The 26,337-nt window shown below is 54.4% G+C and carries 29 protein-coding genes and 1 tRNA gene; 13 read left to right on the top strand and 17 right to left on the bottom strand.

Annotated elements, in window-relative coordinates; all coding sequences use genetic code 11:
- Positions 1 to 41: 41 nt before the first annotated feature.
- From ACZ5BO_RS01925 to ACZ5BO_RS01935, 3 genes are all read right to left on the bottom strand, one after another.
- Positions 42 to 305, bottom strand: a complete 264-nt coding sequence (locus tag ACZ5BO_RS01925; RefSeq protein WP_464701170.1) for a SymE family type I addiction module toxin — start codon at positions 303 to 305, stop codon at positions 42 to 44.
- Between the two features lie 867 nt (positions 306 to 1,172).
- Positions 1,173 to 1,763, bottom strand: coding sequence for a DUF4291 domain-containing protein (locus ACZ5BO_RS01930; protein ID WP_232643860.1), 591 nt, complete (start codon positions 1,761 to 1,763; stop codon positions 1,173 to 1,175).
- A 48-nt stretch (positions 1,764 to 1,811) separates the two neighbouring features.
- The gene (locus tag ACZ5BO_RS01935) at positions 1,812 to 2,081 is read right to left on the bottom strand and encodes a hypothetical protein (protein WP_464697962.1); all 270 of its coding nucleotides are present in this window, start codon (positions 2,079 to 2,081) and stop codon (positions 1,812 to 1,814) included.
- A gap of 222 nt (positions 2,082 to 2,303) precedes the next feature.
- Between ACZ5BO_RS01935 and ACZ5BO_RS01940 the strand changes: the two genes are divergently transcribed.
- The 7 genes from ACZ5BO_RS01940 (at position 2,304) to ACZ5BO_RS01970 (ending at position 6,997) form a co-directional block, all read left to right on the top strand.
- The gene (locus tag ACZ5BO_RS01940) at positions 2,304 to 2,588 is read left to right on the top strand and encodes a BrnT family toxin (RefSeq protein ID WP_464697964.1); all 285 of its coding nucleotides are present in this window, start codon (positions 2,304 to 2,306) and stop codon (positions 2,586 to 2,588) included.
- Positions 2,566 to 2,814, top strand: coding sequence for a BrnA antitoxin family protein (locus tag ACZ5BO_RS01945; RefSeq protein ID WP_464697966.1), 249 nt, complete (start codon positions 2,566 to 2,568; stop codon positions 2,812 to 2,814). Before ACZ5BO_RS01940 ends, ACZ5BO_RS01945 begins: the two co-directional genes overlap by 23 nt.
- Positions 2,815 to 3,036: 222 nt before the next feature.
- Entirely contained in the window at positions 3,037 to 3,597 is a 561-nt protein-coding gene (locus tag ACZ5BO_RS01950; protein ID WP_025128586.1) for a YbhB/YbcL family Raf kinase inhibitor-like protein, read from the top strand.
- A gap of 91 nt (positions 3,598 to 3,688) precedes the next feature.
- Positions 3,689 to 5,440 (top strand): vWA domain-containing protein, encoded by a 1,752-nt coding sequence (locus ACZ5BO_RS01955; protein ID WP_464697968.1) that lies wholly within the window; start codon positions 3,689 to 3,691, stop codon positions 5,438 to 5,440.
- 37 nt (positions 5,441 to 5,477) lie between these two features.
- Positions 5,478 to 6,059, top strand: a complete 582-nt coding sequence (locus tag ACZ5BO_RS01960; protein WP_464701172.1) for an RNA polymerase sigma factor — start codon at positions 5,478 to 5,480, stop codon at positions 6,057 to 6,059.
- Positions 6,056 to 6,736 (top strand): hypothetical protein, encoded by a 681-nt coding sequence (locus ACZ5BO_RS01965; RefSeq protein WP_464697970.1) that lies wholly within the window; start codon positions 6,056 to 6,058, stop codon positions 6,734 to 6,736. The genes ACZ5BO_RS01960 and ACZ5BO_RS01965 overlap by 4 nt, the downstream gene beginning before the upstream one ends.
- A gap of 72 nt (positions 6,737 to 6,808) precedes the next feature.
- Complete coding sequence (locus ACZ5BO_RS01970; RefSeq protein WP_025128582.1) at positions 6,809 to 6,997, top strand: hypothetical protein; 189 nt, start codon at positions 6,809 to 6,811, stop codon at positions 6,995 to 6,997.
- 18 nt (positions 6,998 to 7,015) lie between these two features.
- On the opposite strand, the gene ACZ5BO_RS01975 is transcribed toward ACZ5BO_RS01970, so the two are convergent.
- The 9 genes from ACZ5BO_RS01975 to ACZ5BO_RS02015 all read right to left on the bottom strand — a co-directional run bounded on the left by ACZ5BO_RS01975 (position 7,016) and on the right by ACZ5BO_RS02015 (position 18,720).
- The gene (locus ACZ5BO_RS01975) at positions 7,016 to 7,480 is read right to left on the bottom strand and encodes a hypothetical protein (protein WP_025128581.1); all 465 of its coding nucleotides are present in this window, start codon (positions 7,478 to 7,480) and stop codon (positions 7,016 to 7,018) included.
- Positions 7,480 to 8,328, bottom strand: a complete 849-nt coding sequence (locus ACZ5BO_RS01980) for a hypothetical protein (protein ID WP_025128580.1) — start codon at positions 8,326 to 8,328, stop codon at positions 7,480 to 7,482. The genes ACZ5BO_RS01975 and ACZ5BO_RS01980 overlap by 1 nt, the downstream gene beginning before the upstream one ends.
- Positions 8,329 to 8,692: 364 nt before the next feature.
- Positions 8,693 to 9,820, bottom strand: coding sequence for an HNH endonuclease (locus ACZ5BO_RS01985; RefSeq protein ID WP_464697972.1), 1,128 nt, complete (start codon positions 9,818 to 9,820; stop codon positions 8,693 to 8,695).
- A gap of 13 nt (positions 9,821 to 9,833) precedes the next feature.
- Positions 9,834 to 11,666 carry a restriction system-associated AAA family ATPase gene (locus tag ACZ5BO_RS01990; RefSeq protein ID WP_130138303.1) on the bottom strand — a complete coding sequence of 611 codons (1,833 nt, stop codon included), beginning with the start codon at positions 11,664 to 11,666 and terminating at the stop codon, positions 9,834 to 9,836.
- The gene (locus ACZ5BO_RS01995) at positions 11,663 to 13,246 is read right to left on the bottom strand and encodes a restriction endonuclease subunit S (RefSeq protein WP_464697974.1); all 1,584 of its coding nucleotides are present in this window, start codon (positions 13,244 to 13,246) and stop codon (positions 11,663 to 11,665) included. The genes ACZ5BO_RS01990 and ACZ5BO_RS01995 overlap by 4 nt, the downstream gene beginning before the upstream one ends.
- Complete coding sequence (locus ACZ5BO_RS02000; RefSeq protein ID WP_464697976.1) at positions 13,243 to 14,952, bottom strand: type I restriction-modification system subunit M; 1,710 nt, start codon at positions 14,950 to 14,952, stop codon at positions 13,243 to 13,245. Before ACZ5BO_RS02000 ends, ACZ5BO_RS01995 begins: the two co-directional genes overlap by 4 nt.
- 16 nt (positions 14,953 to 14,968) lie before the next feature.
- Complete coding sequence (locus tag ACZ5BO_RS02005; protein WP_464697978.1) at positions 14,969 to 17,767, bottom strand: type I restriction endonuclease subunit R; 2,799 nt, start codon at positions 17,765 to 17,767, stop codon at positions 14,969 to 14,971.
- A 211-nt stretch (positions 17,768 to 17,978) separates the two neighbouring features.
- Positions 17,979 to 18,296 (bottom strand): HVO_A0114 family putative DNA-binding protein, encoded by a 318-nt coding sequence (locus tag ACZ5BO_RS02010; RefSeq protein WP_130138299.1) that lies wholly within the window; start codon positions 18,294 to 18,296, stop codon positions 17,979 to 17,981.
- Positions 18,297 to 18,465: 169 nt separating this feature from the next.
- Complete coding sequence (locus ACZ5BO_RS02015; protein ID WP_464697980.1) at positions 18,466 to 18,720, bottom strand: helix-turn-helix domain-containing protein; 255 nt, start codon at positions 18,718 to 18,720, stop codon at positions 18,466 to 18,468.
- A gap of 100 nt (positions 18,721 to 18,820) precedes the next feature.
- On the opposite strand from ACZ5BO_RS02015, the gene ACZ5BO_RS02020 reads away from it, so the two are divergent.
- Genes ACZ5BO_RS02020 through ACZ5BO_RS02030 form a run of 3 tightly spaced genes read left to right on the top strand, consistent with a single transcriptional unit; the run spans position 18,821 to position 19,963 of the window.
- The gene (locus ACZ5BO_RS02020) at positions 18,821 to 19,360 is read left to right on the top strand and encodes a hypothetical protein (protein WP_130138297.1); all 540 of its coding nucleotides are present in this window, start codon (positions 18,821 to 18,823) and stop codon (positions 19,358 to 19,360) included.
- Positions 19,361 to 19,416: 56 nt separating this feature from the next.
- Positions 19,417 to 19,665, top strand: coding sequence for a hypothetical protein (locus ACZ5BO_RS02025; protein WP_464697982.1), 249 nt, complete (start codon positions 19,417 to 19,419; stop codon positions 19,663 to 19,665).
- A complete protein-coding gene (locus ACZ5BO_RS02030) occupies positions 19,655 to 19,963 on the top strand; it encodes a hypothetical protein (protein ID WP_464697984.1) in 309 nt (102 codons plus the stop codon). Before ACZ5BO_RS02025 ends, ACZ5BO_RS02030 begins: the two co-directional genes overlap by 11 nt.
- A gap of 73 nt (positions 19,964 to 20,036) precedes the next feature.
- Here the strand turns inward: ACZ5BO_RS02030 and mobA are convergent, their stop codons facing one another.
- Positions 20,037 to 20,288 (bottom strand): plasmid mobilization protein MobA, encoded by a 252-nt coding sequence (mobA, locus tag ACZ5BO_RS02035; RefSeq protein ID WP_464697986.1) that lies wholly within the window; start codon positions 20,286 to 20,288, stop codon positions 20,037 to 20,039.
- 557 nt (positions 20,289 to 20,845) lie between these two features.
- Here mobA and ACZ5BO_RS02040 point away from each other — a divergent pair.
- From ACZ5BO_RS02040 to ACZ5BO_RS02050, 3 genes are all read left to right on the top strand, one after another.
- On the top strand, positions 20,846 to 21,055 hold the full coding sequence (locus ACZ5BO_RS02040; RefSeq protein ID WP_464697988.1) for a hypothetical protein: 210 nt from the start codon (positions 20,846 to 20,848) through the stop codon (positions 21,053 to 21,055).
- A gap of 425 nt (positions 21,056 to 21,480) precedes the next feature.
- Positions 21,481 to 22,068 carry a hypothetical protein gene (locus tag ACZ5BO_RS02045; RefSeq protein WP_464697990.1) on the top strand — a complete coding sequence of 196 codons (588 nt, stop codon included), beginning with the start codon at positions 21,481 to 21,483 and terminating at the stop codon, positions 22,066 to 22,068.
- A 52-nt stretch (positions 22,069 to 22,120) separates the two neighbouring features.
- Positions 22,121 to 23,041, top strand: coding sequence for a restriction endonuclease (locus tag ACZ5BO_RS02050; protein ID WP_464697992.1), 921 nt, complete (start codon positions 22,121 to 22,123; stop codon positions 23,039 to 23,041).
- A 570-nt stretch (positions 23,042 to 23,611) separates the two neighbouring features.
- Here the strand turns inward: ACZ5BO_RS02050 and ACZ5BO_RS02055 are convergent.
- From ACZ5BO_RS02055 to ACZ5BO_RS02070, 4 genes are all read right to left on the bottom strand, one after another.
- On the bottom strand, positions 23,612 to 24,397 hold the full coding sequence (locus tag ACZ5BO_RS02055) for a hypothetical protein (protein ID WP_045791422.1): 786 nt from the start codon (positions 24,395 to 24,397) through the stop codon (positions 23,612 to 23,614).
- A 45-nt stretch (positions 24,398 to 24,442) separates the two neighbouring features.
- Entirely contained in the window at positions 24,443 to 24,745 is a 303-nt protein-coding gene (locus tag ACZ5BO_RS02060) for a hypothetical protein (RefSeq protein ID WP_459025240.1), read from the bottom strand.
- 229 nt (positions 24,746 to 24,974) lie between these two features.
- On the bottom strand, positions 24,975 to 26,057 hold the full coding sequence (locus tag ACZ5BO_RS02065; protein WP_464697994.1) for a site-specific integrase: 1,083 nt from the start codon (positions 26,055 to 26,057) through the stop codon (positions 24,975 to 24,977).
- A 105-nt stretch (positions 26,058 to 26,162) separates the two neighbouring features.
- A tRNA-Arg gene (locus ACZ5BO_RS02070) sits at positions 26,163 to 26,239 on the bottom strand.
- Positions 26,240 to 26,337 lie beyond the last annotated feature (98 nt).

Consider the following 26,337-nt stretch of genomic DNA (forward strand, 5'->3'; position numbering starts at 1 on the left):
ATCTGAGGTTAAAATCCCCCAGTGTTTACTGGGGGGTATTTTTACTTCGTCGTAATCACCAACCTATTTTTACTGACCTCAATCCTAATCTTCTGATTAACCTTAAATCCCACCTGCTGCAACCAGTGCCCACGTAATCTAAGCCAGGGGATAGAGCTTACCTCTATGAGTACGTTGGCAAACAAGCTGAATAAATTTGACTCTGGTTGGGCAGGTAATACTGTTGATGCGTCTAGTTTTAATGCATTGAATAAACAGGCTCGTGGAGTGCAATGATGTGGGGTTCGGGAAATAAAACAGGGCATTGGGTTGTTGTTAATGGGGTTGATAGCGCGGGGCGAGTGTTGATTAAAGACCCGTTCAATGGAACTCAATATAAGCAGTAGTGTTGTAATTCGGTCGATTTGTTACTCTGAGGACTCTCAGGAAATTCTTTATGTTTTTCTAGTTGACGGCTTTGAGCGAAAACTAACCGGGGAGATGCATGGTGACTCAGATATAAGAAGTGTTGAGTATAGTGACGAATTGGACGAGTTTGTGATGTCACTCATGCCATTTGATCAAAGAATATCCAAAAAGCTGTTCTTAATATCCTGGATGTATGTTGACGGCGAGGACATTGAGTTTCCAGTTACTTTAATCCGATTGTGATTTTTTAGGTGCAAAGGGAGGTGTCAGTTCGAGCGCAGGTGGGGCTTACATTAATGGAGCTGGTGGTAGCATTAAAAGAGGACCAACTATCTTATATGGGCAGAAAGGGTATTTTATTTCACAGGATGATCTGCCGGTATGTGGTCCTGCTTGTTCTGCTATGACGATGACAGATGGTAAAGAAGTTTTTGGTAGCCTAGAGAGCACGATAGGGCAGTAATATATGAGGTTAGTTGTTGTGAATTGTGAAGCGAAATTCATGTGCGAGTTTTATCCGAAGTGACGGGTGACAATTTATTAATGTCCAGAAAGGCTCTGCAGAAAGGCCAATTTATTCTGTTCTCCGGGCAGGCTGTTGAGGTCTCTCGGGTCAGGAGAATGCTTGGTCACGCAGGGGTTTTATTTACCATTACACCTGATTTTAAGTGGGATTGATCAGATGGCGATTGTTGTTTGCTAAGCCTCTAAGGTGAATGAGTGAGTTATTCCAGTAACTTAGCTGCAACTTCCGAAAGTACAGGCTATACATCAAACCCCATTGAGTACTCCCGCTCCTGCGGAAGCAGCCTGCTGGCTCCTTCCAAGTCTCCTTCCTGAATGAGTCGGTGAATCGAATGCGCCAGTGGCGTGATATCGGTCATCCGTTTGATCCACTGGTTCACGTACAGCTGCACGGCCTCCTTGCTCAGGCCGATCTGGATCGCGCGGTGTTCCTGGGGCCGCAGGTACAGGTCGCGCTCCGGGTCCCACTGGATCCGCACCGGTGACTGGTCTTTCAACTTCAACCACTCGTCCTTGCTTATGGACTCGTCGGCATGGCTCAGGCAGCCGTTGGCCAGGGCCCATTCGAAGCCTTCGCGGCTGATGTCGATGGCCAGGATGCGGGTCTGTCCGGCGTCCTTAAAACCCCAGCCGGCGCGGTACATCATCCAGAGGAAAGACGGCTTTATCCAGGTCATGCGCTCCATCTTGAAAGGTGGGGAGACGAAGGTGCCGTGGGCCAGGGCGGCGTCGGCAATGCTGTCGGAGTAGGCCTGGTAGACGCGGATGGTATCGGCGTCGTAGAGCGCGCGGATCTGGCGCTGGGGGATTTCTGTTGCGGGTTTATGCATGGCATTTCCTTATGAAGAGCGGGCGGCCGGGCAGCCGCCCTGGGGTGTTTAGAGTTCGGCCTGCGGTTGCAGGCGCCGTGATGTCACAGCCAGCAGATCACAGCCATCGCGCAGCAGGATGCTGCACACCAGGGTCAGTTCCTGCAGTACCCCCGGTTCGCTGCGCAGGGTCTCGGTGGCGAAGTCCTCCAGCAGTTGGGTCGCGGCGCGGATGCGAAAGGCTGCGGCGTCGTGCAGCGTATCGACGGGCGCCTGGGTGTCGATCAGCAGGGAAGGAACCAGGCAATCGTGGCCGGTTATCGGCATGTAGCGGTTCATGATCAGTTCTCTCTATTCCGTTAGTTGAGCGGCTGTCCACTTACCGTCGCCAAACAATAGGAGGCAGTTGTGCGCAGGTTGGCGAGCCGGCAATAGAGAAAACCGACAGACCCGAAGGTCTCCCGCGCACAACCGCCATAGAGCAATCATGCAGGCGCAAAAAAACCTGCAAGCAGGTTGTTTGCATTCTCTATTGCCAGGTCGCCAAACCTGAGTCGCCATATGGGCGACGGCCGGACTATAAGCCGCGGGCCTGCGGCGGTGCAAGGCAAGTGCGGTGCAGCCTTTTCCGAGAGTTCTGTAGGGATGTTCCAGCGCCCGGTGCTGTCCTTGCGCGATGAGCGCCTGGACGACGGCGAGGAGCGCTGGGTCAGCCTCGGCTGGGCCAGGACCCTGGTGGGCGTGGTGGTCGATACCGAGCGGCGAGGCCAAGCGATGCGCATCATCTCGGCGCGAAAAGCCACTAAGCGGGAGGCTAAATCTTATGTCCAACGGATCGAAAACTGACTGGGATCGCCTGGCGAAAACCGATGACCAAGGGATCGACACCACGGATATCCCTGAACGGGATGACGACTTTTTCCGTTGCGCCGAAGTGCATCTGCCGGGCAAGAAGGCCGTGACCATCCGCCTGGATGCCGATGTGCTGGCGTGGTTCAAGGGCCAGGGCGCGGGTTACCAGACGCGGATCAACCAATTGCTGCGCCAGTACATGCAGGCCCACCAGGGCTGAGGTTTGCCCATCCTTTCAGGAGGCGGGCGGGTGGCCCGCCGCCCTTTCTGGCCGGCCGTGGGTTGAGCTCGCCATCGCGATTTCTGTCTGAAATATTCATTTACAACTACCCCCGTCCTCACGCTCAATCTGCTCCCGTGCCTAGTGCGAGGGAGCGCGCTCTTTCGTGCAGGCTATAGTTTTGTGCTCACCCTGATCTCATCCGCAAAAAGGTGCTTTCGTATGTCTCGCTTTGCCTCTCGCAATACTTGGCTGGCCGCTGGTGCCGTGCTGTTGTGCCTGCAGTTTCCGGTGCAGGCACAGGAGCGTTTCACCCTGAACATTCCCGGGGTGTCGGATGACCGGCTGTTCACCACCGGCAATGCCAGTGATGCCAAGGGCTGCGGCGGGCATAACAATTCCCCGGCCTTGAGTTGGACCGCGGGGCCTACCGGCACCTTGAGCTACGCCATCGTCATGCACGACCCGGATGGGGCCAAGGGCCAGGGCGTGGATCACTGGGTGCATTACGGCATCAAGCCCACTACCCGGCAGCTTCCCGCCGGGGCTGGCACCAAGCCGAACCTGGAAGGCCTGGCCGGTCTCAACAGCCGTAACGGTACGGCCTACATGGGGCCATGCCCGCCCGTGGGCGACAGCGCCCATCACTACATTATCCAGATCTATGCCCTGGACCTGGCGCCCGAAGTGCTGCCCGCCGGGCTGACCCGGGCCCAGTTGCTGGAGAAGATCAACGGCCATGTGCTGCGTAACAGCAGTGTGGTGCGCCGTTATTCGCGCTAGGTAATTATTTTTTTACGGGGCTTAACCCGAATCGCCCGGGGGCTTCGTCTGAGGGAGGGAATGGATCATTTCTTCCCGAGGTCAGCCCCCCATGTCCCTTCCCCTGCATTTCCTTCGCCCGGCCGCCCAGGGTTTTGCCACCGGCCTGCTGCTGGCTGTCGCTGGCTGTGGTGTGTCGTCCAAGCCTGAGCCCACCGAGGCCGCCTCGGCCCAGGGCGCGCTGCAGCCTGCAGCACCTGTCCAGTACGAGGTGCAGCATGCGGATGTGGCGATGGCCAAGCGCGGCCTGCGGACTGTTTCCCTGTCTGCCCCGATGCCGGCGCCGACGGTCGCCCGGGAATCGATGCTGGCCGGCTATCGCGAGCAACCTCGGGAGCAGTATCAGACGCTGGCGGACAACCCGATCCACAGCGTTGCCCAAACCCCGGTCTCCACCTTCAGTGCCGACGTCGATACCGGTGCCTACGCCAACGTCCGCCGCCTGCTCAACCAGGGCAGCCTGCCGCCCGAGGGCGCGGTGCGCCTGGAGGAAATGGTCAACTACTTCCCCTATGACTACGCCCTGCCCAGCGACGGTTCGCCGTTCGGCGTGACCACCGAACTGGCGCCGTCGCCATGGAACCCTCACACCCGCCTGTTGCGTATCGGCATCAAGGCTTCGGACCAGGCGGTGGCGCAGTTGGCCCCGGCCAACCTGGTGTTCCTGGTGGACGTATCCGGCTCCATGGACCGTCGCGAGGGCCTGCCCCTGGTGAAGAGCACCCTCAAGCTGCTGGTGGACCAACTGCGGGACCAGGACCGGGTGTCGCTGGTGGTCTACGCCGGTGAGTCGCGAGTAGTATTGGAGCCTACCTCCGGACGCGACAAGGCGAAGATCCGCACCGCCATCGACCAGCTCACCGCCGGCGGCTCCACGGCGGGGGCCTCGGGGATTCAACTGGCCTACCAGATGGCCCAGCAAGGTTTCATCGACAAGGGCATCAACCGCATCCTGCTGGCCACCGACGGCGACTTCAACGTCGGCATCAGTGACTTCGACAGCCTCAGGGCCATGGCCGCCCAGAAGCGCAAGAGCGGTGTGTCCCTGACCACCCTGGGTTTTGGCGTGGATAACTACAACGAGCACCTGATGGAGCAACTGGCAGATGCCGGCGATGGCAACTACGCCTACATCGACAACCTGCGCGAGGCGCGCAAGGTGCTGGTGGACCAGCTCAGCTCAACCCTGGCGGTGGTGGCCAGGGACGTGAAGCTGCAGGTGGAGTTCAACCCGGCCCAGGTCAGCGAATACCGCCTGCTGGGTTACGAGAACCGTGCCCTCAAGCGTGAGGACTTCAGCAACGACAAGGTCGATGCCGGAGAGATCGGCGCCGGCCATACCGTCACCGCCTTGTATGAAATTGTCCCGGCGGGTGAGAAGGGCTGGTTGGAACCGCTGCGCTACGGCTCGGCCAAGGCCCCTGAGCAGAACGCCCGGAAGGCTGAGCTGGCCATGTTGCGGCTGCGCTACAAGGCGCCGCAAGGCGGTAGCAGCCGCTTGATCGAGCGGCCGATCACGGCCCAGCAGCCGGCAACGCTGGCACAGGCCAGTAACGACCTGCGCTTTGCCGCCGCGGTGGCCGCGTTCTCCCAGCAACTCAAGGACGGTCGCTACACTGCCGACTTCGGCCTGGCAGAGACCGCCAAGCTGGCCCGCAGCGCCAAGGGTGATGATCCTTTCGGCCTGCGCGGCGAGTTCATACAGCTGGTGGAGCTGGCGCAAAGCCTGCAAACTCACGAACCCAATGCCCAGGCAGCGGTTCGGGCGGCGGGTACTGAAGTTGTGCAGAGCCGCTTTGAATAAGCTCATGACGAGCAGTGAACAGGAGTTCCTGGGCCCTATGTCTGCTGCCCATTCAGCCCGCGACGCCAGCAGCGATGAAGCGCTGCTGGCGCGTTACCGCGCCGGGGAACCTGCGGCCTTCGAGGTGCTCTACCAGCGCCATCGCCAGGGCCTGTATCGCTTTGTGCTGGGCTTGTGCGGCAAGGCCGAGCTGGCGGAGGAGGTCTACCAGGAAACCTGGCTCAGCCTGATCCGCAGTACCAGCCAGCCCCAGGGCCGGGCCAGCTTTCGTACCTGGCTGTACCAGATTGCCCGCAACCGGCTGATCGACCACTGGCGCAAGCACGGCCAGCGCAACCCGCTGCACGACAGCTACGACGAACAACTGCACGGCGAAGCCGACCACACTCCCGGTCCGGAACAGCAACTGAGCCTGTGCCGCGACCAGCAGCGGATCGAGGCGGCCCTGCAGGATTTGCCCGACGACCAGCGTGAAGTCTTTCTGCTGCGGGCCCACGGCGACCTGGAGTTGCCAGAGATTGCCAGCCTGACCCAGGCTCCCCTGGAAACGGTGAAAAGCCGTTTCCGTTATGCGCTGAAAAAACTGCGTCGGCTCCTGGCCGAGGAGGTACTCACATGACTGACGCCCGACAGACCCCGTCCCCTGAAGAGCAGATGCTGGCGCATGTTCGCCAACACAGCGGCCAGGAGCCGCCGGCCCATCTCGATGCGATGATCCTGGCCGCTGCGCGTCGTGCGGCGCCGGAGCCCAGGCCCAGCCTCTGGCAGCGCTGGGTGCAAGCCTGCCAGCGGCCGCGCTACCAGTTGGCCGTTGCCAGCCTGTTTGGCGTGGCGCTGGTCATAGGTGTGCTGCGACCTTCCCCGGAACACTACCCACAACAGGCCTTTGCTCCAGAGCCCGCTCCGGCGCCGGCTGCGCCCAAGGCCCGCCAGGCGGCGCCACGTGCCGCCGAACAGGCCGGGGCACTGAGCGCCCCGGCGCCTGCCGCTCCAGCCCCGGTGGTTCCGGCGGCACCTGTCGGCAGTTTCGCCGCGGCGCCGCAGATGGAAGCGTTCAGCGATGTACGGTCTTCTACGCAGGCTTCCGACTGGGCAGAGTCGAACACGCTGGCCAAGCGCATGTCGGCCTCGGTCAAGCCCCAGAGGATCAAGCGACTGGATGAGCAACTGCAGGTGGTATTGCATCTGTGGGAGGGTGGCCAGAGCCGTGAGGCCGCCGAGTTGCTGCTGCAGTTGCATAAAGCCTATCCACAGGAGGATCTGGACGCGCGCCTGCAAGACTTGCGTCGTCCATGAGACGCAAGGATTGGCTGTCGCTGCGGAAAACGCGCACTATCAGGCCAGTTACCAGAAAGTGAGAGGCCGGTCATGGCACCCCGCATCGACCGCATAGCGGCAATGTTGAACTGCCCGATCAAGGGCGCGGAACTGCGCCAGGCCATCAAGGAAAGTCGCAAGGACTTTGGCCTGGAAGAGAATGAGGACGACGCTGAACAAGCGTCGCCGGCCGATACCGATCAGGCCGAGCCGGACCCCGAAGCCGCCGAGGATGCGTAATCCCGGCGGCTGGTGCGTTCACGGGTAGGGGAAGGCGGGCAGGTCGATGAACTCGGGGGCGGCGCCATCGGCGGCCATGCGCCGGGCCCGCTCCGGCAGCAGCCGGGCGTGGTTTTCCACTTGCCAGCGGTACCAGCTCAGGCGCTGCACGATCCGCTGCCGGCATCGCTGCGGCAACTGCGCCAGCAGGTCGGCGCTGTCGGGCGCCCAGTGTGCCCGGGTCGAGTAGTAGCAGAACAGGTTTTCCCGCAGGCCGAAGCAATCCTCGAGGTTCTCCTCGACGCTGTACGCGTAGAGCTCGAAGCTCGCGCTCAGTTGCTGGGCTCCGTCGGCGTGGTCCCGCAGGTAGGCGAAGACTCCCGGCCAGTTGATGCAGTAAAGGTGCTCGTCCCAGTCGCCATCCCGGGTCAGGTACTGGCCCTGGCCGCGAAAGAACTGGGGTATTTCCTGGCGCTCCAGGGCCTCTTCAAAGTTGCTTTTCATCAGCGGGCATCCTCTCGTGTGCCTTGGACATCAGCAATGCTGACAGACAGCGCCACGCATTCGATCACGCAGTCGAAGCCGATTTCCAGGCGCAGGTAATACCCGGGGCTCAGGCGAGTGAGCTGGGTGCGCATGCGCCCGTCGAAGCGCGTGCCGCCAACCGCCAGTTCGCTGATGCCACCGATGTTGAGCGTGAAGCGGCAGTGGGTCAGGGCCTGGCTGGTGGGCCAGAGGGCGGGCAGGGGCTGGCGCGGCAAGGCGCCACTCAAGTGCAGGTGCAGTTGCTCGCCCTGGAAATGCGGCCCGAGGGTATCCAGGTCATAGGGCGTGGCCGCCAGATCGAAGACCGCCTTCCAGGCCTCGGTGTTGTCGATGTTGAACAGCCAGTCGTGAGAGCCCAGAGCCCGGGGCGCAATGGCCCGGCATTCGGCCAACGAAGGCAACTGCGCGCGCGTCAGGTCCGCGTGCCACAGTTCCCGGGCCGCGCTGAGCATGCGTTGGAAGAAGTCCCGGCTGTCGTTGAGCACCGCCGGCCAGCCAGCAGGCCACTGCTCGTAGTCGTAGTCATCTTCGAGGGGTTCCCAGACCTGTTCGAAGTCGTAGTCCGGGTCATCCAGCGCCGCTTGCAGAACGTCCACCATGCGCTGGCGATAGCGGAAGTTTTCCCGGGGACCACGGCGTGTCAGCCCGTACTGGCGAATCAGGTATTCGCGGTCCTGGGGATCATCGGGGTTGTAGCGACTCAGCTCGGCATCCAGGGCCGGGGACAAGTCATCGCTCATGAACCAGTCGACCCAGTTGCGCAGGCCTGGCTCAAAGGGTGGGGTGTGCGAGGGATGGCGCAGCATCGAGACCTCCTGTCCGGGGCCGCGAATGTAGCAAGTTGTGCCCCCCAGGCCCAGCGTCCCACGGGGGGATTTCGCCCGGCGCTGGCTGCGCCCCGAATGCATGGCCCACAAAAAAGCCCCGGGCCATTCGGCCTGGGGCTTTTTCATCAGAGCTGGTGCACCCGGCGGGATTCGAACCCACGACCCCTGCCTTCGGAGTCCTAAAAGTCGACGTTTAGAATCAATACGTTAGCGCGGATTAGCCGGGAAATCAAAGGGTTGTGATAGCTAGTGTTAGCGCGCTTGCGCCCCAGATAGCGGGGCGAGTGTGGCAAATTTGTGGCGATTTTTTGTCGAATGTGTGCACCTCTCGCCTGAGAGGTTTTTAAGCAATATTTGCCTTTACTACGGCATTGAAAATACCAACCGCTTTGCAAGCCTCCAGAAAGCCGTGCTTCAAGAAATTCGAGTTGGTGTAAGGAGAGTTAGAGGCATGACAGGCGACCTCCTCCAAAAAGTCCTCTAGCAGACTACCTTTTACCCCTTCTGTCTCAATATGTAAGCGTTTTGCCGTGAATACTTGCTCAAGCCAATCCTTCGCATCCTCGCTGCACAACTCTGCACGGTACCGTTCCTCGATTCCATAAACGTCTTTCCAAGTATCGATCTGTTCGGCAAGTTCTGGTGGTCCGAAGCTAAGTTTGATATCTTCGAAAGCTAAGTTTTCAATGTCACCATGCCCGAGTAATATACGAAGTTCAATTCTGTATTTCTCAGTTGAAAATGGATAGAAAATTTTTCGGCGACTTACTGCGCCTGCGGTATCCTTCGGTGTATATGCAGGATCCTTACTGCCCTTGTAACTGCTATTGCAGTGATAGCAAGTTGGAATTAGGTTTTTGAAATTGATCGAGTTGAATGGGTAAATAGCCTTGGGCAGATAATGGTCATAGGCCTCACGTCGGGTATTGTCTCTACCCAGAAGCCTACTAATGCCACAATACGGGCATTTACCAGATTTGTTTGTAGTTGTAAAAGCCTTGTAATGTTCGTCTATGCTGCCAATTTTCGACTTGAGCGCGGCAAGTCCCAGCAATGATTGTGAATAAAGATCTTTGAAGAACTCTGCTAAATGCTTGCTGAGTACAGGGTGGGTCGCGGTAATGTCAGCGTATCGCGCTAATTGTGCAGCTGGATCATTGGCACAGACCTTTTCCAGATCGTTGTTGCCCCGATAAAACTCTTTTAATTGATCTATCTTGTTCGCTGATAATGATGCGAAATCCTCATAAATTGCTTTTACATCTTTATAAAATATCTTTCCACGCTCGGGCGCTTTTGCCGAGAAGCCAAATTCTGACATTACATCTTGAAGCTCGGGCTTGCCCACAAAAAGATTGGGGTGGAACGTTAAACCGATAGGTGCATTACACCATACCTCAAAAAAAATGTAGTCGATGAATTCCTGCATCTTTTCCAACTGGTGCGGTACATAGGTATACGCAAATAACATCAGCTATGTCCCCTTAGTCGTTCTGGGTGCTGCCGAGCATGGCATTGACCAATAGCACCTTTTCCACAGAATCACCCAGCTCACGATCGAGCTCAACTACCAGCGTCGAAACATCTTCGCCCCGCTCAAAGCGCGCCCGTAACCCTTCAAGCAAAGATTGGGCATGGCCACCTATAGTTTCGCGCTTACCGAAGGTCGTCATAGTAATCTTGTTGATTGATGCACCCAGTGTGTTGTAGTCAGGGTTGGTAATGCTAACAGTCCCAGTTTCTGTGCTCTTGTCGAACACCAGTACTTTGTCCGGCTTGCTATCCGAAATCAGGAAAGGCGAATGCGTAGTGATCAGCATCTCCTGGCTCGTTCCAGCTTGTCCTTGTAAGCAGCTGCGCAAACGACTGATAAAACTCGCTCGCCATGCTGGGTTGAAATGAGTTTCCGGTTCATCCAGCAAAAAAAGGCTATTGGTGTTGCGAAACAGTAGGCAAAGGCCAAGGCTATGCAGTAATTGATGCTCGCCGTCCGACAACTCCTTGAGCAACATCGGTTTGGTCACGCCTTGCTTTGTGAAGTAGAAATGTTTGAAACGCATAACACGTTCGTCAGACGCGAGCGTCGGCACCGTTTCACTAGCGTAGTGACTGGTAGAACGGTACAAGTCAGCTTTGAGTCCGTCGCTCACGGCATAAAGATTGAGTGTCAACAAGACCTGAAACGCCTGGAACAGGGCCAGCGGAGAACCATCGAAATTTTTGCGAAATGCCTCTTTTGTAGCCTCATTCACCCAGTAGTCGAGAACCAGGGTATCAGTTGTTTCATCTAAGTAGTGCAATGTGGCGCAGCGCTTCAGCGCACTTACCGCCAGAGAAGACTTTTCATCACCTTCAAGGAGTTGCATTAAATTTAAGAGGTAACGGTTTGAACCATGCTCGTCAGTTTCGATGCGCAGCGCTGCGTTATTTTTGACAATTTCATGACGAATCAAATCTTGGCGCTCAGAATCTGTCGCGTTTGGTTTTTCCGCACGAATTCTGTTTGCTCGTTCTTGTTGTTGATCATCGCTAGCTTCGTCAAAAGCTTCTAGCTGAGTGGGGTTTATTGGAATACTGCGCCGTAGGATGACGCGAAACTCCCTCAGTGTGTCGATGCCGACGTCTTTTCGGAAAGGTTGAAGTGTTGCGTCGTCTTGGAACAGCAGATTACACAGTAGGATTGCCTGACTGAAGCTGTTGTCGAGGTAGGCCATCCGAGTTTCCGGATGCCCGGGGTAGCTCATCTGCCGAGTCAGCGCGTTCCAGTATTCATCGAACTGAACGAAGCCTAGTTTGAAGAATGGCAAGCTAAGAATTTCGTTCTCGCCCGACGAATAACCAAGCACGTATTGGGGCAAAAGGATGTCAGCGTGGCCACCTTTGAATGCTTCGTAAGCATCCGTATCGAAGTCGCTCTGGTTCTCCCACTGAAGGCGAACAGATTCGCCGGGTATTTTCCACACCTTTACCTTGGCCCACACCGGGCCATCGGGTTGAATATATTCAGTCGGTATTCGAATTAGATATTCCAACTCAAATGCCACGGGCAAGAGGTTTTGATCGGCGTTTTGTAATACTTCCGGCAAAAAGCTCCGACGTACTCGCAGTATTTCGAGTTGAAAAAAAATCTCAGCCAGTGCTTCAAGCAAATTGGACTTACCGCTGCCATTCGGCCCTGCACAAATGAAGGGCGCAAACTCTTCAGGCTGGGCCAGTTCTTCCAGCAAGTTCCATTCACTGCGAAAGTGATGCTCAAAACCACAGGGCAGGCTACGAAAACCTACCGGGTCGTTGATCTGGAGGCGCAGCAGTTTCATATTTGCACGGCCTTGAGCTGAACGCGGTTGTCGGCGTCATCAAAGGTCTGTTTCAATTTGCCCTGCGCGATCGCCTCGAAAGCCCAGGTCTTGATGTACTCGTAGTCGTTGGCTTTCAGTTCGATATCATTATCAGGATGCAGGATCGCTAGGTGAGCTTGTGCAGCCGCTATAAAGTGTGACGCCGAAAACGGCGTGGTGCCCAATTGGCTGCGATAGGCTTCCAGCCACTTTGTGATCAATCCCTTCCGCGCTTCTGCGTTCTCCAGAGCATCTAACAGGTTGTCGATGTTGGGTAGGTTAAAAACAACGTTTTCTTCAGTGTGCAGTTGCACTGGTCCTGTTACCACGGCGTTTTCTCCCTCAGATTCTATGCGCGGCAAGGGCACGCGCGACAAGTCTAACTCCCCCTTAAATGCCCGCTGACTCAGTGCGCCGTAGAGGGTTTCCAGATCGGATAGGCTTTGCTGGTAACGAGATTTGATATCTATGACCTTTTCCACGATAGCAGCGAATCTGTCTTGTATATCGATAGGAGGGCATGGAATATCAAGCGTCATAAATTTTTTCATCGAGATATTGAGCATTGAATCGTGGCCGCCGCTCGCCAAGCTCCTTACGGAATCTCGATAGCGTTTATTTTTCAGTAGGTAATTAAAAAACTGCGAATTTATCAATTGAGAATTGAGAGTCAATACCCATAACTTGTCAGGCAGAAATAAACGTGTATAGTCTTGTGGAACAATACAGCATGCAGCGACAAGCTCGAATGTATTCGCGCGACTAAATAGAAAATCACCACGCTTAACAAATCGAAGCGCCTTCGTAACTTGAGCTCGATTGACAACCTTAAACTCTGTTGGGTCGAAAGTCCCTTTTGTTACTGCGCTAATCTTCAATACACCAATTTCTTCTGCGCTCGAAAATGGTCTTTCATCTCCGCCGTAGCTGGTTCCTGAAGAAATATCTAACACTACTTTTTCGCAATGCTGAATATCCCACCCTTTCTCATTTTGTACCGGGTCGCCAAACATCCCTTGAAAGACGCTTTTGAGTAGGTCGTCTAGCTGTTGAAGGTGTTGTTTGCGCTGGGCGATCAGCCATTCTACTTTGCCGAGTACATGGGCTATGCGAACTTGGTCACCTATAGGAGGAAAGAAGATCTCGAGGTTGTATAGCTCATCCTGAGTTATGCCCTTGACTGTAGCACCTGAGCCCTTGCGTACGATGGCTTCCTTTAGTGACAAGACTGCATGTAATAGATAGTTTGCATCCAGAGGGACCTTTGGGATTAGAGCCCGCAAGTCTTGATTAATCGCAAGATCAATGACATTGATGGCGGCTTTTCCGAGAGCCATACGTGTTGGAATGATCACGTGTCCACGAGTAATCAGATTCGCAGAGCTATTTTTTAGGCCCGACTCCGTAATAGCATCTTGTGTAGATTTGAGTGCTATCGATGTAAAGTCTTTAACAGTTGCCCACGGTATTTTGCCACTCCAGTATTCGTCTATTGCTTTTGACGGTGTGCCACCGCCTTTGAATATGATGATATCCCGAAGAGTTTTGAAGGAGCTCATTCAATCATCCCCTTCAGTTCCAGCAGCTCACGCACAATGCCACTTTTTACTATAGTCAATCCCACATCATCCACATCGCCTACCTCAGCGTGAATAAGCTGATCCAGAATCGTAATCGGTGTGTCGTAATGTACTTCTTTGAACACATCTGTTTTGTAGCGGGATAGCGAGAGATCGTAATTGTTCTTTTCATCAGCGATCTCGGTACGTGGCACCATGAACCATTTCGCCGTACGGTCTATGTCGGTGGCAGCATCGCGGGCCCTGTACTTGGCAAGAATGTCTTGTAAGTCGCCATAGCCTTCTTGTTTGCTGCGTTTGTCGTCCAGGCTATAGCCATCTGCGGCCATTTCGTAGAACCAAACATGTTCGGTGGCCGGTTGGGTAACCTTGTCTTTCGGCCCCCAAACCTTGGTGAATAGCAAAATGGCGGTGCTGACCCCGGCATAGGGCTTAAACACGCCACTTGGCAAGGTGATGACGGCTTTCAGGTCGCAACGCTCAATCAGTAATTGGCGCAGGGTTTTGAAAGCGCCGCCGGAGCCAAAAAGCACACCTTGCGGTACGATCACGCAGGCGGTGCCCCCTTTCTTGAGCAGGCGGTAGATATTCTCGACAAAGAGCAACTCGGTCTTGGTAGTGGCCAGTTGCAGGTCTTCATTTATATCGCCTTTATCAATGCTGCCGGTGAAGGGCGGGTTGGCCATCACGACGTCGTATTCGGACTCTTCGGTGAAACTCTTGCTGAGCGTGTCCTTGTAGTCGATATGTGGCTCATCGATGCCGTGCATCATTAGGTTCATCAGACCGAGGCGCACCATGGTACTGTCGATGTCGTATCCCCAGAGCGACTCCTGCAAGATGACCTGAGCTTTTTCTGTAAGCGCGGCGGCGACTGAGGTGCGGACGAAACCGTCTTCATCGGATGTGAGGTTGTTGGTGTCTACCTTCATGGCAAGCTGGGTGACAATGTATTGGTAAGCGCCGAGCAAGAAGCCGCCAGAGCCACAGGCTGGGTCTGCAATTTTGTGGCCCAGTTGTGGCTGCACGAGATCGGTCATCAGCTTGATGATGTGGCGCGGGGTGCGGAACTGGCCATTCTTACCTGCAGTGGCAATTTCCGAGAGCAAAAACTCGTAAACGTCGCCTTGAATATCCTGAAATGCTTGGCCTTTCTCCCGAGAGTCCCGCTCCATCACTTCGAAAATTTCATCAATTGTCTTTACCGCCTCCACCAGCAAGGCCGGCTTGGGGATGATAAAAACCGCATTTTTCATATGATGTGTGAAGTTGGATTCCGATCCATTCAAATCCTTGAGGAAAGGAAATACCTTGCCCTGCACATGCGGAAGCATTTCCTCAGCTTGTAAGTGCGTGAACTCACTCCATCGCAAGGTCTGTTTGGTAATACCGTACCGGCTTCGATCAAGCGCGAGTATATCAACCAGCTCTTTTGCGCTTTCAAGACCACTTAGCTTGGTTCTGTACTCCGGCGGTACCCAGACCCCTTCAAACTTTGATGTGTATTGTTCATCCGTCCATTCGGCATCTGCCTTTTTTTTCTGATCCAACTCATCCAGTCGTTTCATGAACAGCAGATAAGTGATCTGCTCGATGGCGGTGAGCGGGTTGCTGATGCCACCGCTCCAGAATTTGTTCCAGAGCTGATCGATTTTACTTTTGAGTTCGGGGTTGTTTTGTAGCATGAGATTGCCTGTGCTTTTAGGCAGCCAACCGTTCGGTCAGCTGCAAGATTTCGTTGATTTCTGCCGGACTGAACACACCACGGATGCCTTGCGGGTGAAGGACGGTGAAGGGGGCGTTGATCAGGTCTTTCTTTTCCACCTTCTCGCGCTCGACAATGAAGTTTTTCAGCAGATTGAGAAACTCCAGTTGGTGGCTGCTGAGGGTGGTGTGGGCGCGAATGAACTGGTCAAACGCGGCGCTGACTTCGTCCGGGAAGCTTTTCAGCATTTCAATGCCTAGAATATGGCGAATGAACTGGATGAAGTGGGCCTTGCGGTTCTTGTAAACCTGGCGCAATAAGTCTTCCGTGATATGCGGGTGCTCTTCATGTAGTAGCCCGGCAAGTTCACTAGCCTCATCGGCACGGACCATCTCACCGCCTTTGATTTTTTGAAGCACAGGGTTGTGCTCAGTCAGCTCGGTAATCAAGGCCTCGACCATTTCGCGATAGCGAGTGATGCTCACAGCTTCGTGCTGCGGGCCGAACTCCACCCATTCCTTTTTGTACAACTCGTCGGCCAGGTCTAGATGCGTTTGATCCTGCCCACTGCTTTGCTCGCGGAATTTCATCAGTGGACCGAGCTTGGCCACCAGTGCATCGAAGGAATCTTCATCGGCCTTGACCCAGTAGTGGCTGGTTTGCGACGTGCGGATCAGTGCTTCTTCCTGTTTAACAAAGCTGACCGACAGCGGCAGCTCGCTGATCTGTTCAACAATGCCCGTCTTGATCGTTTCAGCTTGGGCCTTGTCTTCGTTAAGCACGGCTAGCGTGTATTCCAACGTATCGCGCTCGAAACGCATGGCCTTAAAGTCGGCCTCGGAGACGGTACGGAATAACGGTTTAATTTCGGTGCGCAGGAACTCTAACCGGTCGTGGTTGAGGCTAATCCAGAAACTATCCTCTTCGAGACGCGCCAGTGTAGCGGCAGCTTCTTTGATGACGACGGATGTTTGGGGCAGCGCGGCAAGCTGCAGGCGGAGTTTGGTTATTTCGCGGGCGGCTATATCAGCGTGGCCACTGTCATTTGCTTTCTCGATTTTATCGAGCCGCAGGCCAACCAGCCGCACAGGGAGCGGCAACTGTGACTTGAGTTCTTTACCCTTGGGGTTGAGCTTGAAGTATTCGAAGTTGTCCCAGCAATCGAGAATCAAGAACACATTTTTCTCGGGGCACCAAGGCTTGGGTTTACTGGTTTCCAGCAAGCGCGTACCTCGCCCCACCATTTGCCAGAACTTGGTATAGGAATAAACCGGTTTGGCGAAGACGAGGTTGACGATTTCGCGCACATCGATGCCAGTGTCGAGCATGTCCACACTGATGGCAATGCGAGGCATGTCGTTGTTGGTGAATTGGTCGAGCAAGCCGCCTTTGCCATAAACACGCGGGTCATCCGACACTAGCACCTTAGCCAGTTCGCCGTGGTACTGCGGATAGAGCCTGTCGAAGATCTCTTCGATCCGCCGGGCGTGAGCCTTGGTGGCGCAGAAGAAGATCGTCTTTCCAGGTAGCACACCGTTTGCATCCTTGATGGCCTCTTCCATGAACTCACGAACGATCAGGGTATTGGTACCCTTGTTGATCACCTGCCTTTCGAGCTGCGAGCCTTCAAAGTTGATTTCTTCAACCTCTTTGCCTTGCAGAATCAGCCTCTTCTGGTCTTCAAGCGAAATAGTACGCTTGCTGATACCCTCCATTTGGAACTTGGTCTGTATCTTCATGACCTGGAAGTTGCAGAGATAAGGAGGCACGTTGTTGACGGCCTCCTCGAAGGTATAGGCGAAGGTCGGTAGGCCGTCTTCGCAATGGAAAAGCTGGAAGGTGTTGTGATCGACGATATCGGTCGGTGTGGCTGTTAATCCCAACGTGATAGTTTTGAAGTAATTGAGCACTTCGCCGAATGTATTATAGATAGAGCGGTGGCTCTCATCGACGATAATGAAATCAAAGAAGTGCGGTGACAGGCGTTGTACATCGTCTCGAATGACGTTTAGCATCGTCGGGTAGGTAGCAACGTACACGCGGCGGTCTTTGGCGATGAGCATTTCGCCCACGTTTGGCCAGCGCGGCTCGTTGGGCATGTGCTCTTTGAACGCCGACAGTGCTTGATCACGTAGGGCAATGCGGTCGACGAGAAACAACACCTTTTCTGCATGACCAGCGCGCATCAGCGTATCAATCAGGGCGATGCAGGTCCGAGTTTTACCTGTGCCGGTGGCCATAACTAGCAGGAAATCACGTTTTTTCTGCTCGATACCTTCCAGCACCGAACGAATCGCACGTATCTGGTAACCACGGCCGGCGATCGAAGTGTTAATAAGCTCCTGCGTCAGCGGTTTGCGGTTGCGGCGGATATAGGCTAGGCGCTCAAGATCCTCCCGGGTAGGAAAACCCATGACCTTACGCGGCGGGGCGTTCTCAAGATCCCAGAAGTAAGTCGATTGACCATTGGTATAGAAGCAGAACGGCAGCTCACCACTCAACTGTTTCTGGATGTTGTAGCAATATTGTTTTGCTTGTTCACGGCCTATGGCAGCATCCCGGCTGGTTTTTTTTGCCTCGATTACAGCCAATGGCTTGCGGTCTTTACCCAGCAAGACGTAATCGCTGAACTGATGGCCTCCGTATGGTGTTCGCACTTCGGCTACGCCTTCGGGCAACGCGGTCAAAATGTCGAACTCTTCGATGACTTGCGTAGGGTCGTTGACGTTCCAACCTGACAAGGCGAGCTGCTGGTCGATCAGGTCGGCACGAGTCTGTGCTTCGGATTTCGACATGCCTACCATCCTCCTGAGAGGTAAAAGGACTTCAGCCCTGTGGTACTTGCGGCTAAATTTTTTTCATTTGCTTGGCGCAGGCTATCGAGTGCTATTGAACTCTTAACCAGCCCTTCCCACTCAGCCGTTTTGTACATTACGGAGTGCAGCCATTCCTTAATTAGCATTTGCCCATCCTGGCTCATCGGTAGACTTCCCTCATCAGCGACCTTCAATCCAGCACGACCAAAAACTCGGTCGCCAAGGCTGTCGGCTGGACATCCCGGACGTTGCGTTGCAACGAGACCAAACCGTAATCCGCCATTAAGCGAAGTGTACGCGACAGATTCGGCACCTTACGACCGCTGAGTTCAGCTAGCTCCGTAAGGGATTTTGGTTGTTTTTCATGGATCAGTCGCAGCAAACGCCGGTTGTCGTCCGACAGTACGGCGGCCAAGGAAGCAAGAGAAGGGAACCAGATGCTCGGTGTCTCTTTTAGCTTTGGTAGCGAACCCTCGGGGTTTCTGATACCGACGATACAGCTCTCCATGGCCCAAAGTTCCTAATAATGTAGACCTAATCGCCAATTGTATCAGTGCCTGATAATGATCGTCGATCAATGGCGCTCCTTTGCCGTAGTCATTCAAATGGAGATGAATCGCCTTGAATGCCGTATGCGTGTGACTGGCTGATTTTGGCCGGGATCTGTCTTTTTTTGCTTATTGGGACTCTTCTTTGAGTGCTTGTTCATAAGCCCTGGAAAAGCTTGTGAGATCAGTTCCTAGGACAAGGCATAAGTCACGGAGCTGAACGGTATCGAGCCTCCTTACCCCCCGTTCCACATCGCTCATGAATGACTGCGGCCTGTTCAGGGCAGCAGAACACTGAGCTTGAGTCAGTCCTGACTCGACACGTATGCGTTTCAGCACTTGGAGAAAAATGGTGTGCTCACGCCGATAAATAGCTTTGGTCATGGCCGTATCCGAGAAGGTGCGGCTTGCAACGCTATATCTGCTTTTGGGATATCTGATTTTCAGTTATTTTGTGCTTTACGAATGATTCGAGGAGGCTGTGATGAGAGTTCTATTGGAGTTTTTTCGAGTGCTGTGGGCTGTCGGGTGTCTACCAGTTGGCGCGTTGCTGCTGGTTGTAGTGGTTCTTTGCGGTTTCAGCCTGCCGTTCTTCCTGGGATTTTCTGGCGGCGCTGACCCCGCTGTTCGGTGGATATTTTGGGCTCTGGCTTTCTACTTCGTTGGAGGGGCATGGTTGTTCTGGTGTGTGGATCGACATTATGCAAAAAAGCTGAAGCGGCAGGTCGCGGGGTTACTGGCTGTAGGTTTTTATCCGCACATCGAAGTATTTGCGAAGATGAGCGATGCCTACTTGGGTATTGATGCTTCCGCGCGGAGGCTGTTGGTCTATCCGGTCAACGGCGCAGAGCATTTCTTACAGTTCAATGAAGTGAATAGCTGGCGGATCGTACCGGCCGGCAAGCGCAATCACCGGTTGGAGGTTTTGACCAGCAATCTTGATATTCCGGTATTTAGCATCGTTCTTAGGTCAGCAGAGGTGCTCAGCACTGAGGCTCGGCTCAGTAATTTGCTTGGCAGCTAGATGCAGCATGGGGCTAGGATTACTGATCGTAGTCCATCATTTATTGGAAGAAATCCATGAGCAAACCAATCAGAAATGGTACTGAGATGGCAGATATCACTCGACTGGAGCAGTCCAATGAAACGATGCGTTTGGTTAATCGGGCGCTTGCCCGTAACGATGTTGCTGTCCTTACGGCGCTTGGGTTCTGCCATCAGCATATTGGAGAGCTGCAGCAACAGGGCGGATTCCGGTCTTCCTCGATCGCGCAAAATACAAGAATGATCACACGCCTCCGTAAAGTGGGAGATACACATGTTCAGTGATCGCGCACCGCTAATCATTGCCGCCAACGTCCTGGCAAGCTCCTCCATTCAATCTGTTCTTCGCTCTCCGTCTTATCACGCCCGTGGCTGGAAAATACTTGATCGTTGGGCTTTTAGCTGTCCAGAGCAGCTTCGTAAGCTGGAAGCGGACGGAGAGGTCATCTTGTTGGGACGATTGTTGGAGCAACAGGAAATCGAGCATCAAGTGCTGAGCTCGACGGCAGGGTTGGAACAGTGCATTCATGGTTTAGCAGAGCATGAAGTCCTGGCAATGCATAAGATACGGACAGGGTTGTGAGGCAGCCGCCAACGGGTTTACCTCAACACCCGATTCGCTTAATTGCCTCGGTTATCTCAACCAAGACATTTGCTTACTCCTTGGAAAGGGCGCCGTTGCCCTTTGTGAAAAGATGCTTTTGAAGGCCACCTAGGCACCGCAGCTCATTGATTACGTGGGAGTCAATTTTGCTTCTGGTCTGTCGCTTCAATGCCGCGGCCCGCACGAATTGACCAACACTCATTCCGCTGTCGTGGGCTTTCTCGCGTACCAGTGCTTCTTCTTCCTCGAAACAACGAATTGCCGGCAGCCATCCTGTGCGTCGGCGTTGTTCGCTAAGGCTCATGAGCTTTCCTTTTCCAGGTGTTGGGGTCTCGGGGCTTGCCCTGAGCGGGGAAGGTAGGCAAAGCAGAGGGAGTGGAACGACTGGTGCGCGCCGGTTGTGAGGCGCCAGGTACTGGCGGTATAGCAAACCCTACCTTGTCCTAGTCTTTGCTTTCAGAATTTAGATGACTTGTGCACTACCCAGTTACAGCCGGGATGCAAAAGGCGTAAGCACTGAGGGGGCGCCTAGGGTACGAAAAAAGGCGAATTTAAAACGATTACATAAGCAAAGAATGCATCATCCATTAGCGGCTGAGGATACGACAATTGGATTGCGCGAAGGACGGTGGAGCGACAGCTAGGATTTACCGAGTTGCCCCCGGCCTTGAGTGGCTTTCTGATACAGAGCTGGGGGATAAGCAGTACGCGTGCAAACTTGACGTTGATAAGAATGAGACGATTTTTGGATGGTTGTGGTGAAGCGGGAGCACAAAGGCTAAAGTGACGAATCTGAGAGAGCTATTTGACACGGCCGTGCATTTCTCCGGTCATTCATCTCAAGATGCCTTGGAGGTTGTTATGGAACAATCCAGTGACGACGAAAGTAGCTTCGCCGAGATTATGCGTCTGAAGCGCTCCAATCGTGAGCGATTGATTCTTGGTATCCAGAACGCCTCCCCTGAAGAACTTGAGATTTCTGCTCAGCGCATCAAGGACGCTCTGCGTGACTCTGCCGATCCTAGCCAGCGCCGACAGCGTATTGCCCCGCCAGCGTTCGTGAGAGGCTAATAGCTCCTCACGTGTTGAACATTTTTCGCGAGAAAAGCGGCATGCGGGGCGCCGTTTTCATCGCGGAGATCGTACGTTTCACAGAGTAGCTCGAGGTCATAATCAGTTAATGATCAGGCTGCCTGCTATTGCCCAGGCTCTGCATGGGCGGTAGTAGGCAGCAGTTGTCCTTCGGATTTATTCCACTATGTTTTTTCCGCACCGGAATCGTTGTGGAGCGATGTGCATCAATTCACCTCGGATGATGTGCTCGAATGATTTGCCGGGCTCATTAGGGGCGACGCTCAAAGTATCAAACGTGCGACAGAGCATTTTGGCGAGCTTTTAAATTTCGCAGGCTTCGCATCTCCAATGCCGATACTTGTAGTGGCTAACCAGTTTGGTACTCCTTTGACAGCTACGCCCATTAGCCAAAGAATAGCGAGATGCAGCTATCTCATCCGGACATCGACCCAACAGAAGCCTTCCAGTTCGTCTTTCGTGAGATTAAGCGTCATGAGGACACAGGTAGAAAAAATTTCGTTGTGCGCGTGCCTGTGGATATGGTCGAGTACCTGTTCTCTGGTATTGCTCTGAAGTCGGGCATGTCCAAGGTCAAGCTGGAGCGATTGCTTACTGAGCTTGGGATTTATGGTTTTAGGGACGCCGACGGTCGAATCCTGCGACGTTATCTAAGTGGCCATTCGCGCATTGCTTGGGATACCTACCATCGGTTGTTGTTTTGGGCATTCGCGAAGGGATGGATCTCTGAATGGGTTTTTCGCGATCTTCTACTCGGGTCATATCTGCGAGAGGCGGCCCAACTCAGCGCCCGCAAAATTCTGAACAGGCTGAAGCGTCAGATATCGGCGCCAAGTTTGACTCAGGAGCAGATTGTCGAGTGTTTTACCGAGGTGTATCTGGCCAAAGAGAAGGAGCGAGCGCAAGCAGTGGTCAGCCGCTTACGTGTCGATTCAGAAGCGCGAGAGCTGGCAAACTCATTAGGCCTCGAAGTAACCGATTGCTCCAAATAACATGCGGCTTACAACATTTGCCCACGCTGGCAATCTTGCGAAAGGAATCCTGATGTCCGTTCCTACATACGACAAATTCATTGAGCCAATATTGCGTTACCTTGCGGCTAATCCGGAAGGTGCGACAGCACGCGACGCGCATGAAGCTGCGGCCCGGGCTTTGAATTTATCTGAACCACAGCTTCAAGAGCTGATTGCGAGTGGGCAAGCGACCTATAAGAACCGCGCAGGATGGGCTCATGACCGTCTCAAGCGCGCAGGATTATCCTCCAGCGCCAAACGAGGTTACTGGAAGCTAACCGAAGCTGGCGCTGTTTATTCCACACAGCACCCTTCACCGCTCACTACGAATCAGGTTGAACAACTTGCCATCGGCTTCATGGACGTTAAGCTTAGGAGCGCCTCCGATGCCGTCCCGCTAGATGGACGTGAGCAGGGGGCAGACACACCGATATCAGCAACTATGAGCCCAGACGATCGGTTGGAGCAGGCTCTGCGCGAGCTACGCAATGCGACAGCTGCTGATCTACTGGATAACCTGCTACAAGTCAGCCCCAACCGTTTTGAAGTCATTGTTCTCGACGTGTTGCACAGCCTTGGCTACGGAGCTAGTCGAAACGACTTGCAGCGTGTTGGTGGAAGCGGAGATGGCGGAATTGACGGGGTAATTTCGCTTGATAAGCTCGGACTGGAAAAAGTCTATGTCCAAGCAAAGCGCTGGCAAGGCACTGTGGGCCGTCCTGAGTTGCAAGCGTTCTATGGAGCACTTGCTGGGCAAAAGGCCAAGCGAGGGGTCTTTATCACTACTTCGGGTTTCACTGCCCAAGGCATCGACTTTGTCCGCTCAGTGGAAGGCATGGTGCTGGTGGACGGCATCCGCTTGGTCAACCTCATGATGGACCATGAGGTTGGGGTAACGTCTCGGCTTCTCAAACTGCCGAAATTGGATAGCGATTACTTCGACGAGGAATGAGGATTTTTGGCCTCGACATACGTCTCTCTCTACCGGGGCAGGGCTAGTGCACGCGCGCCGGACACTAGCGCCCCTATGATCAAAAAACCATCACCAATCAGACTCCAGCTCGGTGCTTAGGTGGATACCCATCACCTTAGCTTTGCGGTATTTCAACGGCTCCGCATTTATCTCCAGGGCAACAAGTCGACTAGCAGCGGTGACCAAGCTGTTGAAACGATCATTGTGAACGGCGACATATGCGATAAGCCTACTACCCGTTGCCTGCATGGAGCCGATGCAGAGAGGAACCGACTTGTCGCTTAGGAGCAGTGGATCAACGTATAGGTAGCATTCTAGGGTCGGGTATTTGAATGTTTCGGGGTATCGAACGGAGCCGTAAAGCTTGATCACCGTATGCTCTGAATAATGGTGGCCGATTGTTCTTGTATCGGACCGCGTGGCCATGCTGAACGACCAAGACATATCCCACCCCCATATCCGAGCTTGGAGGATTATTCGCTCAACGGCGGTACGACTCCTTCTAGCCATGGCATTCATCCTCCCCGTTTGAGTTGGCTTCAGACAAACCTAGCTCACTTCGTTACCGCCATTCAGATTCTCGGCCAGATACAGAGTTAAGGCCATGGCGTTATGCGGCTTACCTGAAGCAGATCGGTAATTTTCTGCCATCGCGTTGACTACGAGTTGCGGCCTATGTCTAAGTTTTCCGCTAACCTTCGCCTTCACAAGCGCTCTGTGGACATCCGTCCGATGTTCAGGAGGGATTCCTGACATATCCAATTCGTAAGAGGTGGGCAAAGACGTTGGTGTTTTGGTTGAGAGTTTGGGTTGAGGTTTAGTGTTAGGTATGACCTTGGCTGATACGGTATCGATATGGCATCCGTGTGATATCGAGTCCTCCTCTACGTATCGCTTTGAGCGCGGCCGGAGGGATTCATCTATCAAATCCTGCTGGTCGTCGCTCAGTCTTTCATTGAAGTCATTCAGAAAGTCGTCTAGCCACTCGCTTGGGATACGGCGAATTTCTTCCACCGCTCTGGCCCGTAGTTTTGGCCCTGTCACTTGAGTAGCAGAGTGGTGATCCCACCAGATTCTTACCCAAACGATGAGTCTCACGTTGTCATACCTGGCGAGGTCTTCATCCTGGAGGCGGTGGATGACCTGCAACCACTGATCTGCCGTCCATCCAATTTCTGCTCCGGCAATGCGTGGAACAAGTGGGTATACGCCCGTAATGTTGCTGTCAGGAGCAGTTAACAGGTGCAGCAAAGCAACTTTGTCCTCTGTGGTGCAATTCAGTAAACGTGGGGAGCGCCAAAAATTCTGGTCCCGAATAGTTCGTTGTCTACCCATGCTCACTGCTCCCGGTGCAAAGGAGTTGAATCGAGCCAGGACAGTTCATTGTCGCGCCTCTACCTGTGCTTTCTTTGTGGGCCTCCCTGTGCGTTTCGGATGTGAAAAAGGTGCGGTGACGGTGGCTGAATCTCGACTTTCGGTGTTGCCGGTGCGCATCCAAGTTCTCAGATCACCCAGTCTCCATCTCAACCTTGACAGTCCCGGTACAGGCTCAAGCCCCGGCAATTTGCGTTGACGGACCGTAAGCACGCTGAAGCCGGTCAGCGCTGCTACTTCAACCACGCCAATCAGAACATCATCGCCAAGCTTCTGTATTTTCTGGATAGTTTCATAATCTACTGTCATCGCTTTATCGCTCGATTGATCTGGTGAGGCCAGCTTTTGCCAATCAGCCGCTCAATCACTAGGACAGCTTTTTAACAGATGAAAGGTTTTCTGAAGGAAGGGGCCGCAACAAGAGGCGATTGCTGACCCGGCAACAGTGCCTCGTAGACCTATGCTAAGTTCGCGCGGGCGTGTTGCAAGATCAGTGGTCAGCTCCAAGCTGACCACTGAGAAGTAGCCATAGGTCTGATCAAGCCAGCTTTGCCGCGAGCTCTTCTGCGGTGATGTTGTAGTAACGCTTCAGCATGTTCACCTCCCGATGGCCCGTCACGCTGGCAAGCTCGATCAAGTTCGGCAGCTTGGTCGCAAGCCGACATGTCGCTTCATGCCGCAGATCGTGAAAGCGTAGATTGATCAGGAAGTCTTCCTGAGGCGTTACCTGCGCCGCCCCGCAATCCCCCAGGTATTTCAGCCTCGCTCGCTCCAGGCCTCGCACAAAGGCCTTCTTGAGAGCGTCGGCGGTGGTGGGGAAGACTCGACCGCACAGCGAGCGCGGCAAGTCCTTCAGCAGCTGAATAGCCTTTGGTGAAAGCGGGACGGTTCTGGGCAGTCCGTTCTTGGTCGCTGGAAGATGCGCGGTCCTGCGATCTAGGTTCACATGCTTCCAGCGCAGCTCGAAAATTTCGCCACGACGCATGGCTGTCTCAATCGCCAGTTGGACAATGGGCCGTATCCATGGATTGTGTGAGGCGTCGGCATAGGTGCCGTCAGCACGGCGCTCACGAAGCTCCAGGGCGTTGAGGATGTATTGCTCTTCAATTGGGTCGAGCCGCCGCGAGCGTTCGTCGTTGTAGCTGGGACGGCTGACCATCCTGACGGGGTTCTCGGTAAGATGAATTCCCCACTCCCGGCGAGCGACCTCGATCACGCACTGAAACAATGCTAGTTCACGCTTCACCGTGTTGCCCTTGCGGATCTTCAAGCGTTCATCACGGTAGCGGGCAAAATCGGAGGAGGTGAGGGTGGCAACGATGCGTGTCGCCAGCGGGTGACGCTTGAGCGCTTCCAGTCGTTTGATTTCCGAATAGGCGCCTTTGTGCTTCGGAGCGATCTCGGAGATGTAGCGATCAATGAGTTGATAAAAAGCAGTGCGTTCAGCCTCAACACGAGAAACAAAGATACCCCGGTCGATTTCGCTTTCGATCATGCGTGCCCAGGCTTGGGCATCGGATTTGGTTTCGAAGGTTTTGCGCTGGGCCGGATAGCCCTTACGGCGGATTTGCGCTTCCCACTGATACTCGCCGCGATTCCTAATTGTTGCCATTTCGACCATTCCCGCCACGTTCAAGTGTGGCAAATTTGTGGCAAAAACGACTTTCAGGACTAGGACAGGTTTCTGTCAGGAGCGCTATCCCCTTGTAATACAAGGGAAAGAAGATGGTGCACCCGGCGGGATTCGAACCCACGACCCCTGCCTTCGGAGGGCAGTACTCTATCCAGCTGAGCTACGGATGCAGTGCGGGCGACATCATACCTATGTCGACTCGGGGCGTCCACGCCGGTTTTCATCCTGTTGCCCCAGGCGCCCGGAACCCAGGGAAACCCGGGCCGTG

Source organism: Pseudomonas sp. FFPRI_1 (assembly GCF_055384485.1).